General features: G+C 63.8%; 13 protein-coding genes. 4 read left to right on the top strand and 9 right to left on the bottom strand.

Annotated features, from left to right (window positions below; translation table 11 throughout):
- The first annotated feature begins 40 nt into the window (after nt 1–40).
- From AC1Q61_RS03135 to phoU, 4 genes are all read left to right on the top strand, one after another.
- Nucleotides 41–1,000 (top strand): acyl-ACP desaturase, encoded by a 960-nt coding sequence (locus AC1Q61_RS03135; protein ID WP_003940492.1) that lies wholly within the window; start codon nt 41–43, stop codon nt 998–1,000.
- An 81-nt stretch (nt 1,001–1,081) separates the two neighbouring features.
- On the top strand, nt 1,082–2,224 hold the full coding sequence (gene dusB / locus AC1Q61_RS03130) for a tRNA dihydrouridine synthase DusB (RefSeq protein ID WP_003939756.1): 1,143 nt from the start codon (nt 1,082–1,084) through the stop codon (nt 2,222–2,224).
- Nucleotides 2,225–2,374: 150 nt separating this feature from the next.
- Nucleotides 2,375–4,405 carry an LCP family protein gene (locus AC1Q61_RS03125; protein ID WP_042451384.1) on the top strand — a complete coding sequence of 677 codons (2,031 nt, stop codon included), beginning with the start codon at nt 2,375–2,377 and terminating at the stop codon, nt 4,403–4,405.
- 72 nt (nt 4,406–4,477) lie between these two features.
- Nucleotides 4,478–5,173, top strand: a complete 696-nt coding sequence (phoU, locus tag AC1Q61_RS03120) for a phosphate signaling complex protein PhoU (protein ID WP_003940130.1) — start codon at nt 4,478–4,480, stop codon at nt 5,171–5,173.
- Nucleotides 5,174–5,237: 64 nt separating this feature from the next.
- Here phoU and AC1Q61_RS03115 read toward each other — a convergent pair whose 3' ends face one another.
- From AC1Q61_RS03115 to pstA, 9 genes are all read right to left on the bottom strand, one after another.
- On the bottom strand, nt 5,238–5,984 hold the full coding sequence (locus AC1Q61_RS03115; RefSeq protein WP_149357936.1) for an SDR family oxidoreductase: 747 nt from the start codon (nt 5,982–5,984) through the stop codon (nt 5,238–5,240).
- 90 nt (nt 5,985–6,074) lie between these two features.
- On the bottom strand, nt 6,075–6,812 hold the full coding sequence (locus AC1Q61_RS03110) for an urease accessory protein UreD (protein ID WP_063836250.1): 738 nt from the start codon (nt 6,810–6,812) through the stop codon (nt 6,075–6,077).
- A complete protein-coding gene (gene ureG, locus AC1Q61_RS03105) occupies nt 6,812–7,555 on the bottom strand; it encodes an urease accessory protein UreG (protein ID WP_003939705.1) in 744 nt (247 codons plus the stop codon). The genes AC1Q61_RS03110 and ureG overlap by 1 nt, the downstream gene beginning before the upstream one ends.
- Nucleotides 7,548–8,237, bottom strand: coding sequence for an urease accessory protein UreF (locus AC1Q61_RS03100; protein WP_007733855.1), 690 nt, complete (start codon nt 8,235–8,237; stop codon nt 7,548–7,550). The genes ureG and AC1Q61_RS03100 overlap by 8 nt, the downstream gene beginning before the upstream one ends.
- A 4-nt stretch (nt 8,238–8,241) precedes the next feature.
- Nucleotides 8,242–9,951 (bottom strand): urease subunit alpha, encoded by a 1,710-nt coding sequence (locus AC1Q61_RS03095; protein ID WP_007733854.1) that lies wholly within the window; start codon nt 9,949–9,951, stop codon nt 8,242–8,244.
- Nucleotides 9,948–10,418 (bottom strand): urease subunit beta, encoded by a 471-nt coding sequence (gene ureB / locus AC1Q61_RS03090; protein ID WP_007733849.1) that lies wholly within the window; start codon nt 10,416–10,418, stop codon nt 9,948–9,950. The genes AC1Q61_RS03095 and ureB overlap by 4 nt, the downstream gene beginning before the upstream one ends.
- A complete protein-coding gene (ureA, locus tag AC1Q61_RS03085) occupies nt 10,415–10,717 on the bottom strand; it encodes an urease subunit gamma (protein ID WP_003939800.1) in 303 nt (100 codons plus the stop codon). The genes ureB and ureA overlap by 4 nt, the downstream gene beginning before the upstream one ends.
- 280 nt (nt 10,718–10,997) lie before the next feature.
- Complete coding sequence (pstB, locus tag AC1Q61_RS03080) at nt 10,998–11,774, bottom strand: phosphate ABC transporter ATP-binding protein PstB (protein WP_003939968.1); 777 nt, start codon at nt 11,772–11,774, stop codon at nt 10,998–11,000.
- 58 nt (nt 11,775–11,832) lie between these two features.
- Nucleotides 11,833–12,741, bottom strand: a complete 909-nt coding sequence (pstA, locus tag AC1Q61_RS03075) for a phosphate ABC transporter permease PstA (RefSeq protein ID WP_003940100.1) — start codon at nt 12,739–12,741, stop codon at nt 11,833–11,835.
- Between the last annotated feature and the right edge of the window lie 3 nt (nt 12,742–12,744).

Raw genomic sequence — 12,744 nt, 5'->3', positions numbered from 1 at the left:
TGGGGCGAAGTCGCGCATTCACTCAACATGGAGGCAAGAAATGACGAGGATTCTGACGCAGCTGGAGCTGCTACAAGAGCTGCAGCCGGTTGCCGAGGAGAACGTCAACCGCCACATCTCCATGGCCAAGGAATGGCATCCACACGACTACGTTCCGTGGGACGAGGGCCGTAACTTCGCAGCCATGGGCGGCGAAGACTGGAGTCTCGAACAGTCACAACTCGGCGAGGTAGCTCGCGCCGCGATGATCACCAACCTGCTCACCGAGGACAACCTGCCGTCGTACCACCGTGAGATCGCCGAGAACTTTTCGCAGGACGGTGCCTGGGGAACGTGGGTCGGCCGGTGGACCGCCGAGGAGAACCGCCACGGCATCGTGATGCGTGACTACCTCGTCGTCACGCGCGCAGTCGACCCCGTCGAGCTCGAGCGCTTCCGCATGGAACACATGACAAACGGTTACAGCGCACCCATCGACGAGGGCGACGCCGGCCTGCTGCACTCGGTCGCCTACGTGACCTTCCAGGAACTCGCGACGCGCGTCAGCCACCGCAACACCGGCAAGGCCTGCGACGAGCCGATTGCCGACAAGATGCTTCAGCGCATCGCCGCCGACGAGAACCTGCACATGATTTTCTACCGCAACATCTGCGCCGCCGCGCTCGATCTTGCTCCCGATCAGGCACTCAAGGCTGTGGCGAACATCGTCCAGAACTTCCAGATGCCCGGTGCCGGCATGCCGAACTTCCGCCGCAACGGCGCCCTCATGGCCAAGCACGGCATCTACGACCTTCGCCAGCACCTCGACGAGGTCGTCTGGCCTGTCCTGCGCAAGTGGAACATCTTCGAGCGCAACGATTTCAGCGCCGAAGGCGAGAACACGCGCGAAGAGTTGGCGGCCTTCCTCGAGACACTCGCCGCCAACGCGACGAAGTTCGAGGAACAGCGCGATCGCATGCTCGCACGCGAAGCCGCCAAGCGCGAACAGCAGGCTTCTTAGTTTCACCAGCTATTCTGTGCCCGGTACCGGATTCGGTACCGGGCACTTCCAATTGTCACAAGTATTTGTTCAGAGGTAGACATGTCATCCCTTCGTATCGGTTCACTCGAGCTGCACAGCCCCGTGGTCCTCGCACCCATGGCGGGCGTCACCAACGTCGCCTTCCGCACGCTGTGCCGTGAACTCGAACTCGAACGTGCAGGCAGCACGTCCGGGCTCTACGTCTGCGAGATGGTCACCGCCCGCGCGCTCGTCGAACGCCAACCCGCCACGATGCACATGACCACGTTCGGTCCGACCGAAACGCCCAGGTCGCTGCAGCTGTACACCGTCGACCCGGATACGACTTACGCCGCGGCCAAGATGATCGTCGACGAGAACATGGCCGATCACATCGACATGAACTTCGGCTGCCCGGTACCCAAGGTGACCCGCAAGGGCGGCGGATCGGCGCTACCGTACAAGCGTCGACTGTTCGGTCAGATCGTCGCGGCAGCCGTGCGCGCCACCGAAGGCACCGACATTCCGGTCACCGTCAAGATGCGCGTCGGCATCGACCCCGAACATCACACGCACCTCGACGCCGGCCGGATCGCGGCAGCTGAAGGCGCCGCTGCCGTCGCACTTCACGCACGTACCGCGTCGCAGCGCTACTCCGGCACTGCTGACTGGAACGAGATCACGCGCCTCAAGGAACACGTCACCGACGTGCCGATCCTCGGCAACGGCGACATCTTCGACGCCTCGGATGCTGCCCGCATGATGAACGAGACCGGCTGCGACGGCGTCGTCGTCGGACGCGGCTGCCTCGGACGGCCATGGCTGTTCGCGGAACTCAGCGCAGCTCTCAACGGACAACAGATCGCCACGCCGCCGACGCTCGGCGAAGTCACCAAGATCATCGCCCGTCACGCCCAACTGCTCGCCGCACATCACGGTGAAATGAAGGGTCTGCGCGAGCTCCGCAAGCACGTCTCCTGGTACATGCGTGGGTTCCCGGTCGGATCGGATCTGCGGGTCTCGATGGCTCTGGTCAGCACGTTGTCCGAACTGGACGATCTGCTCGGACAGCTCGACCACGACGTCCCGTTCCCCAAGGACGCCGAAGGCCCGCGCGGACGCCAAGGCTCACCCGGTCAGGTAGCACTCCCGGAAGGTTGGCTCGACGATCCCGAAGACGACCTTGTGCCGGTAGGAGCTGACATGATGCACTCTGGCGGCTAGCGAAAACACGCCGTCGGATTACTCACATCACTTTCTGAGTGAAGCACTCAGGATTCACCAGTAATATGGCTCCAGCTTCGTCGACAACCGGTTGACGCCGGCATCTGAATGACGAGTTACTGACAGTCGACGACGGGACAGGTTGCATCGGTGGGTGATGATCACGATTCGGGCCCACCTCCGCCCGAGAGCCGCGCCCCCTGGGAACGTCCGCTCGCAGACAAGCGCTTCCGCAACGCCCGACCGGACCAACCGGCAACGCCCCAGCGCCCTGCCACACCCCAGCGACCAACACCGCAACCACCCAGTCCCCCGGAGCGTCGCAGCAGTGGACGTACCGGGCGACGGGACTCGCCTCCGACCGACGACTCTGTTTCGGTCGCCGAGTTGGTCCGTCGGGTAGGCGACAAGAAGCCGCCACCAGCCCCGGCTACGCCGCCCAAGCCGGCGCCGAACAAATCCGTACCACCCAAGACTCAATCTTCAGCAGCGTCGTCGCCGCCCCCCGCCCGGCCGATTCCCGCCCGTCCGACCGTTCCGCCCGCCGCTGCGGACTGGATCACCGAAGAACATCCCGTCACCTCCGCAGTGCCGCGGGTAGTCGGTGACACCGGCGCCACTCGTCTGGCGCAAAGCAAGATTCGCCGCCGCCATCGCGCAAAAGTGATCGGCCGATCGGCAGTAGCGTTCCTGGCCGTCATGTCTCTCGCATTGACCGGCGTCGTGTGGGGCTATCTGCGCTCGGTCGAAGGCGGATTCGATCAGATTGCGGCACTCGACACCGAGTCCGACGACATCATCGACGCCGGTGGTCAACTCGGCGACGAGACGTACCTGATCATCGGCACCGATACCCGCGCCGGTGCGAGCGGTGAGATCGGCGCCGGAACCGTCGAAGACGCCGAAGGCGCCCGAGCCGACACGGTCATGCTGGTGAACATTCCCGCCGACCGAAGCCGCGTCGTCGCCGTCTCCTTCCCGCGTGACCTCGACGTCGAACGTCCGATCTGTCAGGGATGGGACAACGACGCCGGCAAGTACACCAGCGAAACCTTCCCGGCAGCGAGCGGCGACAAACTCAATGCGACATACGCACTCGGTGGCCCCAAATGCCTGGTCAAGGTCATCCAGAAGATGTCCGGCCTGAAAATCGGGCACTTCGTCGGAATGGACTTCGCCGGTTTCGAGCGCATGGTCGACACCGTCGGCGGTGTGAACGTCTGCTCCCCCGGACCGATCGAAGACGGCATCCTCGGAACCGTCCTCGCCTCCGGCGGCACGCAGATGCTCGACGGCCGTACCGCCCTCAACTACGTGCGTGCTCGCCACGTCGAAGCCGAGGGCAACGGCGACTACGGGCGCATCACCCGTCAGCAGAAGTTCCTGTCGGCGCTGCTCCGCTCGGCCCTGTCCAACCAGGTCCTCCTGAATCCGAGCAAGCTCAACGGATTCATCAACGCCTTCACCAGCGACACGTTCGTCGAAAACATCGACACCAAGTCACTGGTCACCCTCGGTCGCTCGCTCCAGAACGTCGACGCAGGCGCGGTCACGTTCTTGACGGTCCCCACGGACGGCACCAACGACTGGGGCAACGAGATTCCTCGCACGGACGAGATCAAGTCCCTCTTCCAGGCGATCATCGACGACGATCCGCTTCCGGGCGAAGAGCGCGAGGACACCACACCGTCGTCGACCAGTTCCACGACAACCGCTCCTACGTCCAGCACGCCGCCGGCCGCCACTTCCGTCGAGGCAATGAGCGCCTACAACATCTCGGTCGACGTCTCCAACGCCTCGGGAATCGCCGGGCAGGCCGCGACGATCGCCGACAGCCTCGCGGCTTACGGTTTCCAGATCTCCACGGTCGGTAACTTCAGCGCAGCCACCGGCCTGGCGAATGCTCAAGCGTCGACCACCGTCGTGCGCTACGCCGCAGGTTACGAGGCTGAAGCGGTGACCGTCGCGTCCTCGATTCCCGGCGCGGTTCTGGTTCTCGCTCCGAGTATGGGAGACATGATCGAGGTCGTCGTCGGAAGCAATTTCGCCGGCACCGTCGTCGCCCCCGCGGACCCGGGAACCATCCTGGCGGCAAATCCGACGTCGGTCGACACCAGCACCTCGACGGCTCTGCCCGCCGACATCGCCAGCGTCAACGCCGGCGACACCACCTGCGACTGACACGCGTTCATTCACCTTGCGTTCACCTGGTGCTTGTGACTTGGTCTTTCACGGCACGTAGGCTCTGACCTCATGCGCGTGGCTTACAACGAACAGATGACCGAGCTTGCAGACACGCTCGGCGAGATGGCAGGACTGGCAGGTGCCGCTATGGAGCGCGCCACCCAGTCCCTGCTCCAGGCAGACCTGTCCCTGGCAGAACAAGTAATCGGCGAACACGACAAGATCACCGAACTCAGCACCATCTGCGAGGAGCGCGCGTTTGCGTTGCTCGCCCTGCAGGCTCCCGTTGCCGGAGATCTGCGCTCGGTGGTCAGCGGAATCCAGATCGTCGCCGACATCGACCGCATGGGCGCACTCGCCCTGCACGTCGCCAAGATCGCGCGCCGCCGACATCCCAACCACGTGCTTCCCGAAGAGGTCAACGGCTACTTCGCCGAGATGGGACGCATCGCTGTCTCCATCGGTGCGGCCGCCAAGGTCGTCCTCGAGACCCGCGACCCCGAGCGCGCTGCCCGTCTGCGCGAAGAAGACGAAGCGATGGACGACCTCCACCGCCACCTCTTCACCGTCCTCATGGACCGTGAGTGGAAGCACGGCGTTGCCGCCGCAGTCGACGTCACGCTGCTCGGCCGCTTCTACGAGCGATTCGCCGACCACGCCGTCGAGGTCGGCCGACGTGTCATCTTCCTGGTGACCGGCAAGCTGCCCGAAGAGCCCGAAACCACCGAGAAGGTCGACAACCTCACCTCGTACCCGGATCTCTGAACTACCCGGATCTCTGAACCCAACCGTCCACGTGAGTAAAAGGCGGGCCCCCCGCCTTTCCTATTCAGTTCTCGTGCAACCAGGTTTCCAACGTGGGTCCTGCAGTTGTGGATCCCGGCCCGGGCAGCAGCGCCCCACCCTTCATCGCCTTACCCGCTCCCGGCATCGAGATCGGGATCAGCCACTTACGTCGGCCACGGTATTTCAAGATCTCGCGCGTCATGGCCGGGATCTCGAGGAGCTCGGGCCCGGCCAGGTCCGGAGCCCTCCCGGTCGGACCGTTCTGAGCGCAGGTCACGAGCGCCTCGGCAACGGTCTTCGCTGCCACCGGTTGTGACCGCATCCGAGGAACCATAGCGATCGGCCCCAGTCCGAACAGCGCGATCGTCTTCTCGCCGAACTCGAACCACTGAGTGGATCGCAGGATCGTGAAGGGAATACTCGACGCTTCCACCGCGCGTTCCTGCGCAGCCTTCCCCTGGTAGTAACCGAAGGACTTCAATTGCGGATCGTCGCAGTTCACGATCGAGAGCAACACGTGGTGCTTCACGCCGGCCCTGGCTTCGGCCGCGGCGATGTTCTTCGCTGCCGTCTCGAAGAACTCGATTGCCTTCTTGGCACTGTTGGTGACGTGATCACTCACGTCGACAACCACGTCGGCACCGACAAATGCTTCGTCCAACCCCGCACCCGTGGAGATGTCGACTCCCGTCGATCGAGCGGCAGCGACCACGTCGTGGCCCCCTGCCTTTGCCTGCTCGACGACCAGCTTTCCCATCTGGCCGGTTCCGCCCAGAACAACAATTCGCATGATGCCTCCGTCAAACCTGTGCGCCCGGCTCTCTTCGGCCTGGTCACATACTGGACGACGCAGCCTCCCGAAGTGTGACGGTAGGGCGAATCAGTCGGTGTACTCCTGCGAAACCCGCCCACGCCACTGCGACCAGATCGGATCCAACGCTGCGCTCGCCTCATGTGCGTGATCGGCAGCGGCCCGTGCCAGCATCCCTGCTCCCGCCAGCGGCGTCACGTGCCCTTCGACGTCGTCGATAGTCTTCATCCCCAACAGCATGGTCGTACCGAGCACGCGATGGCCACCGAGAATTCCCGGCAGCGAACGGCCAGGAACGCTACGCAGGTCGAGAGTTTCCACGAGCAGCGCGTCACCGTCGACGGTAATGCGCTGATCCGAGCGAAGCGCACCGCCGGTTTCGCCGGTCCGGCCGAATATGATCATCTCGTCGAGCAGCGCAACGGCATCGGATTCCAGTGAAATATCCACGCGCCTGGTCACATCCGCGCCGCCGGCGACGACAAACGGTGCCGCACGCCAGATCAGCGCCGCACCGGCACCGACGCTCGCCGAAGCCGACCACGACGCCCGGCCACCGCGTGCGTTGTACGCGACGGTCCCGGACGGCTCGATCACCTCGAGACACGTACCGGGTGCGACCACGAACTCGATACGCAGGTCGTCGCCGGCCAACAGCGTTGCGCTGTGCCCTACCAGGGCAATTCGCACGGTGAGCCCGCGAGCGTCGACGAACCGCGGGGCCAGGAAGTCGCCCGAGATCAGCTCTCGCGCAACAGCGGTGTCACCCACTCTCTCGACGACGACCCGCGTAGCTCCAGTGCGCATCAGTGAGCGTGAGAGTGGCTGTGCCCGTGACCGTGACCGTGGTCTTCTTCATCGGCATGGAAGTGCGGCGCCATCGGCCCCGGATCCTGCGGGGTGTGACTACCCGCGCGATGAGATGCGATGACCTGGCGGAGCCACGCACTGAGCTGGTCGATCGTTGAGTGATCCTTCTGGCTGAGCGCGAGAACGGGAAGTCCGTCACGCGCGGCCGTGGCATCGGCAACCATCTGGACCGCGTCGACGTCGACGTACGGGGCCAGATCGATCTTGTTGACCACCAACAGATCTGCCCGCTCGATTCCGGGGCCGCCCTTTCGTGCGACGTCTCCGCCGCCCGCGACGTCGATGCAGAAGATCTGGGCGTCGACCAGTGCCGGGCTGAACGTGGCAGTCAGGTTGTCACCGCCGCTTTCCACGATCACCATGTCGAGGGGATGGAACTGACGCTCGAGGTCTTCGACCGCAATGAGGTTCGGCGTGACGTCGTCACGAATTGCCGTGTGCGGGCACGCACCGGTCTCGACTGCGACGATGCGCTCGATCGGCAGAACGTTGGCCGCGCGCAACAGTCGCGCGTCCTCGTCGGTGTAGATGTCGTTGGTGACCACCGCGATCTCGTACTCCGCCGCGAGTTCGCGGCAGATGGTGGCGATGAGGGTGCTTTTGCCGGTGCCGACGGGGCCGGCAACGCCGAGCCTCAAACCTCTTGCAGCAGTGGTGGTGTTGTTCAGGTTGTCAAGCACGGAAAATCCTCCTGGATCGAGCGTGGTGTTCGAGTGACCATTGTTCGACCAACGGCCCTGTTGTTGCGGGTATATCTGCGACGCCCTCGACGGCTACGGCAGCCGCGGCGACGGTTTCGATGGTCGGGGCTGCTCGGAGCAACCATTCGACCGGTTCTGCCGGATCCACCGGCAGTAGCTTCAATGCCGCCGACGCCACCGTTTGGGCGTCGTCGTACAAACAAGATCTGGCTGCCTGTAGGTCGTCCATCCCGGAGACCGCCGTGAAGACGCCCAACGCGAGCGGACGCATCGGATGCCCAGGCAGCGCCATGAGCATCTGCACCGCGGGGTGCTGCGGCCACAATCGCGACGCCAGTCTCGCCAGCCCACGGCCGAGCTGAATCGACGCCTCACGCAGCGGTGCGCTGGGAGTCCGAGCGAGCAGTTCCCTCGAGATGTCCTCGAGTTCGCCTGCACTACCCTCACTTACGGCCCAGCGGCGCGTGACCACCGTTGAAGCGGCCTCGACAAGTCCGACTGTTTCGAGTCGACCGCGAATGAAGTCAGGGACCTGACTCTGCAGGAGTCCGCCCGCCAGTGCCGGTTCCAACCCCGACGAGTGCGCGTGACCGCCGGTAGGCAGACGCCCGTCTGCCAAGAGCATCGATGCTATCTCGGCAGATGCCGTCTCGATCGACATGGTTTCAGAACAGCATGTAGCGCTGAGCCATCGGCACCACGTCAACGGGGTTGGGCGCGATCAGGTCGCCGTTGACCTTGATGGCAAACGTCTCCGGATCGACGTCGATGGACGGCAGCGCCGTGTTGTTCGGCATGTCCGCCTTGGTGAGGTGTCTCGTCGGACGAACACCGGTAAGGGTGCGGGTGAGACCGAGACGATCGGCCAGACCGTCCTCGATGGCCATCGGAGAGACGAACGTCGTGGACAGGTGCGGGGCCGATCCCGGAGTCGCCGCGATGGCCGGGCGAACGAACACCGGCTGCGGGGTCGGGATAGCAGCATTCGGATCACCAAGCGGCGCAGCAACTATCGCCCCGCCCTTGATCACGGCAGAAGGACGGACTCCGAAGAACGCGGGATCCCACAGCACCAGGTCCGCCATCTTCCCTGCCTCGACCGAGCCGATCTCGTGATCGATACCGTGCGCCACCGCGGGGCAGATCGTGTACTTGGCGACGTAACGCCGCGCACGCTCGTTGTCGGCCGGCATGCTGGTGCCCAGCTTGCCGTACTGGGCCTTCATGACGTGAGCCACCTGCCATGTCCGCAGGGTCACCTCACCGATACGGCCCATCGCCTGGGCGTCGGACGAGGTGATCGAGATGGCTCCGATGTCGTGCAGAAAGTCTTCTGCTGCAATCGTTGTCGGACGGATCCGGGACTCGGCAAAGGCAAGATCCTCCGGAACCCGGGGATTGAGCGCATGACACACGATGAGCATGTCGAGGTGCTCGGCAACCGTGTTGACGGTATGCGGCAACGTCGGATTGGTCGATGCCGGAAGAACGTTCGGCTCACCTGCCGTCACGATGATGTCCGGTGCGTGCCCGCCGCCGGCGCCTTCCGCATGGAACACGTGGATCCCGCGTCCGGCGATCGCATCCAAAGTGTGCTGTACGTAACCGGTTTCGTTGAGGCTGTCGGCGTGCAGCGCTACCTGAAGGCCGAACTCGTCGGCTGCGCGCAGAGCGGCGTCGATCGCGGCCGGAGTGGAACCCCAGTCCTCGTGAACCTTGAATCCGCCTGCGCCCGCGAGAGCTTCCTGGCGCATGGCCTCATGGCTGACGGTGCTGCCCTTGCCGAGAAGAAGGACGTTGAGCGGGATGTGGTCGAGGGCGCGGTGCATCATCGTCAGCGACCAGGCGCCGGGCGTGACGGTGGTTGCCTTGCTTCCTTCGGTTGGGCCCGTTCCGCCGCCCGCCACGGTCGTCGTACCAGTGGCGAGTGCTTCCATCATCTCGACTTCACTGAGGAAGTGCACGTGAGTGTCGATCGCACCCGCGGTGAGGATCTTTCCCTCACCGGCGATCACGTCGGTGCTCGGCCCGATGAGCAACTTGGGGTGCACGCCATCCATGATGTCGGGGTTACCGGACTTGCCGATCGCAACGATGCGTCCGTCGCGAATTCCGACGTCTGCCCGGACGATTCCCCAGTGATCGAGAATCACCGTGTTGGTGATGACGACGTCGAGAGCGCCCTGGTCGCGAGTGGTCAGGCCCTGGCCCATCGACTCGCGGATGCTCTTACCGCCGCCGAAGACCATCTCGTCGCCGGTCGCGGTGTAGTCGTGCTCGATCTCGATCCACAGATCTGTGTCGGCCAAACGGATCTGGTCGCCTGCGGTCGGGCCGTACAGGGAGGCGTAGCCGCGTCGATCGATCCTGCTCATTCGGCTGTCCTCTCAACTGTCGTCGCGGCGTCGTCCGGTGAATCCGCCTCGACTGGAACATCACTCACACGCACGTTCACCGAGGACGCTCGCAAAGGTTCTTCGACCTCGACGCCGGGCGTGCCGAACGGCATGACTGTCTTGGGCTCGCGCGCATGTGTCGGTAGGTCTTCGTCCGGCACGATCTGCAGGCCCGGAACCCTTTTGAGTCCGCCGAGCGCGATCAGTGTCACCGTTCTGCTGACCCCGGGTTCGAACCGAACCGACGTTCCCGAGGGGATGTCGAGCCGGAAGCCGTCTGCCGCTTCGCGATCGAAGGTCAACGCCGGGTTGGCCGCGGGAAGGTGGAGATGTGAACCGATCTGAATGGGGCGATCGCCGTCGTTGACGACGACCATCGTGATCTTCTCCGCGTCCGTGCCGAACTCGAGCGGTTCGGTGGACACACGTACTTCGCCGGGAATCATCGAATGGGCTCCGTCACGGTGACCAGTTTGCGACCGTCCGGGAAAGTGGCCTCCACCTGGACGTTTGCAATCATCTCGGGTACCCCTTCCATCACGTCGTCGCGGGTGAGCACTTGCCGACCGGCGTTCATCAGTTCCGCAACCGTCATTCCGTCACGCGCGCGCTCGAGAATCCAGCACGAGATCAGTGCCATCGCTTCGGGGTAGTTCAGCAGTACCCCGCGCTCGCGGCGGTCACGGGCGACCATGCCCGCGACGCTCAGGAGCAGCTTTTCGGTATCTGAAGGGGTGAGGTGCACTGACAAGCCCTTCCGGTTGTGAAACGACATCGATCGACAGCGTGCTGTCGGGCCGAGATTAGCATTGTCCGAAGCGTCGTCAGTATCCACGAGATTCACATCGTCGGCTACTTCAGCGCCCACTCGGCGCACTTGCGCTGCTCATCGAATTATTCGGGCGCCCAACGACGCTCAGCTCTGCGCACCGGAGTGGGAACTATCACCACAACCAAAAAGTTTCACCCCCGTCTCCTGTTGGAAACGGGGGTGAAACATGATCGTGCAGGGTTGATCCCGGGACCTATCCGAAGCGGCCGGAGATGTAGTCCTCGGTGGCCTTCTGCGTCGGGTTCGAGAAGATCTTCTCGGTGTCGTCGATCTCGACGAGCTGACCGGGCTTGCCGGTTGCCTCGAGGTTGAAGAATGCCGTCTGGTCACTCACACGCGCAGCCTGCTGCATGTTGTGCGTGACGATGACGATCGTGAAATCCTTCTTCAGCTCGGTGATCAGGTCTTCGATCGCGAGAGTCGAGATCGGGTCGAGCGCGGAGCACGGCTCGTCCATGAGCAGGACGTCGGGCGAGACCGCGATGGCACGCGCGATGCACAGACGCTGCTGCTGACCGCCTGAGAGGCCGCCACCGGGCTTGTCGAGGCGATCCTTGACCTCGTTCCACAGGTTGGCACCGCGCAGCGAACGCTCGGCCACCTCGTCGAGCTTCTTCTTGCTGCGCTCGCCCTGCAACTTCAAGCCCGCGACGACGTTGTCCTTGATGGACATGGTCGGGAAGGGGTTGGGTCGCTGGAACACCATGCCGATGGTCTTGCGAACACCGACCGGATCGACGTTCGAGCCGTAGATGTCCTCGCCGTCGAGCAGCACCGAACCCTCGACGCGCGCACCGGGAATCACTTCGTGCATGCGATTGAGTGAACGGAGAACGGTGGACTTGCCGCAACCGGACGGGCCGATGAAGGCGGTGACGCTCCGGGGCGGGACGGACAGGCCCACATCGGCGACGGCGTGGAACTTGCCGTAGTAGATGTTGACGTCCTTGAGATCCAGACGCTTGGCCATTACCGGCTCCCTACTGAGTTGTTGACGCTGTTGAGTACGAACATGTTCCGAGGCCGCATCACTTACTTCTGACCTGTGAGAAGTGACCGATCAGCTTCGCGACGATGTTGAGGATCGCGATCAGCAGGATCAGGGTCAGTGCTGCGCCCCAGATGCGGTTGGTGCCGGCGTCGGTGGGGTTGTTCATCTCGGCGACCATGACGGAAGGCAGTGTGCCCATTTCGCCGTTGAACAGGTCGAAGTTGATGAACGGTGCGTAGCCGACGAGGATCAGCAGCGGTGCGGTCTCACCGAGCACGCGGGCCAGGGCCAGCATGACGCCGGTGATGATGCCGGGAAGTGCCGTCGGCAGAACGATTTTCGAGATGGTCTTCCACTTCGGCACACCGAGCGCGTACGACGCCTCTCGCAGATCCATCGGGACGATGCGCAGCATTTCCTCGGTGGAGCGGATGACGACCGGGACCATCAGAAGGACCAGAGCCAGTGACACCGCAAACGCGGACTTGGGGAAGCCGAAGGTCGCGATCCACAGGGCGTAGATGAACAGCGCAGCCACGATCGACGGAACACCGCTGAGGATGTCGACCATGAACGTGGTCAGCTTGCCCAGCTTCGACTTCCGGTCGGCGTACTCCACCAGGTAGATCGCGACGAAGATACCGAGCGGGATGGAGAAGACCGCGCACACGATGCCTTGCAGCAGGGTGCCGATCAATGCGTGATAGATACCGCCGCCGTCGGCCGACGCCGTCAATCCGCTCAGCGAGTTGGTGAACCAGGTAGGCGACGTCAGAGCGGGCAGGCCCTTGGCGATGACCGTGAAGAGCACCCAGACCAACGGGATGAGCGCGATGACGACTGCCAGGCTCACCAGGATGGTCGCGATGACGTCCTTGGCACGACGACGAGCGCCGACGCCTTGGAAAGTGGGGGCCTTGACCGGCCGGTCCAGAGTGGAGGTCATGGG

The sequence above is a fragment of the Rhodococcus sp. MPR-R1B genome, from assembly GCF_058793255.1.
Note: the sequence above shows the minus strand (reverse complement) of the source record. Positions and strands in the feature narration are given on the sequence as shown.

Coding starts and splice junctions, on each gene's coding strand:
- pstA (WP_003940100.1), bottom strand. CDS start 12,741: ATGACCTCCACTCTGGACCGGCCGGTCAAGGCCCCCACTTTCCAAGGC.
- dusB (WP_003939756.1), top strand. CDS start 1,082: ATGTCATCCCTTCGTATCGGTTCACTCGAGCTGCACAGCCCCGTGGTC.
- phoU (WP_003940130.1), top strand. CDS start 4,478: ATGCGCGTGGCTTACAACGAACAGATGACCGAGCTTGCAGACACGCTC.
- ureB (WP_007733849.1), bottom strand. CDS start 10,418: ATGATTCCCGGCGAAGTACGTGTGTCCACCGAACCGCTCGAGTTCGGC.
- AC1Q61_RS03095 (WP_007733854.1), bottom strand. CDS start 9,951: ATGAGCAGGATCGATCGACGCGGCTACGCCTCCCTGTACGGCCCGACC.
- AC1Q61_RS03135 (WP_003940492.1), top strand. CDS start 41: ATGACGAGGATTCTGACGCAGCTGGAGCTGCTACAAGAGCTGCAGCCG.
- AC1Q61_RS03100 (WP_007733855.1), bottom strand. CDS start 8,237: ATGTCGATCGAGACGGCATCTGCCGAGATAGCATCGATGCTCTTGGCA.
- AC1Q61_RS03110 (WP_063836250.1), bottom strand. CDS start 6,812: ATGCGCACTGGAGCTACGCGGGTCGTCGTCGAGAGAGTGGGTGACACC.
- pstB (WP_003939968.1), bottom strand. CDS start 11,774: ATGGCCAAGCGTCTGGATCTCAAGGACGTCAACATCTACTACGGCAAG.
- AC1Q61_RS03115 (WP_149357936.1), bottom strand. CDS start 5,984: ATGCGAATTGTTGTTCTGGGCGGAACCGGCCAGATGGGAAAGCTGGTC.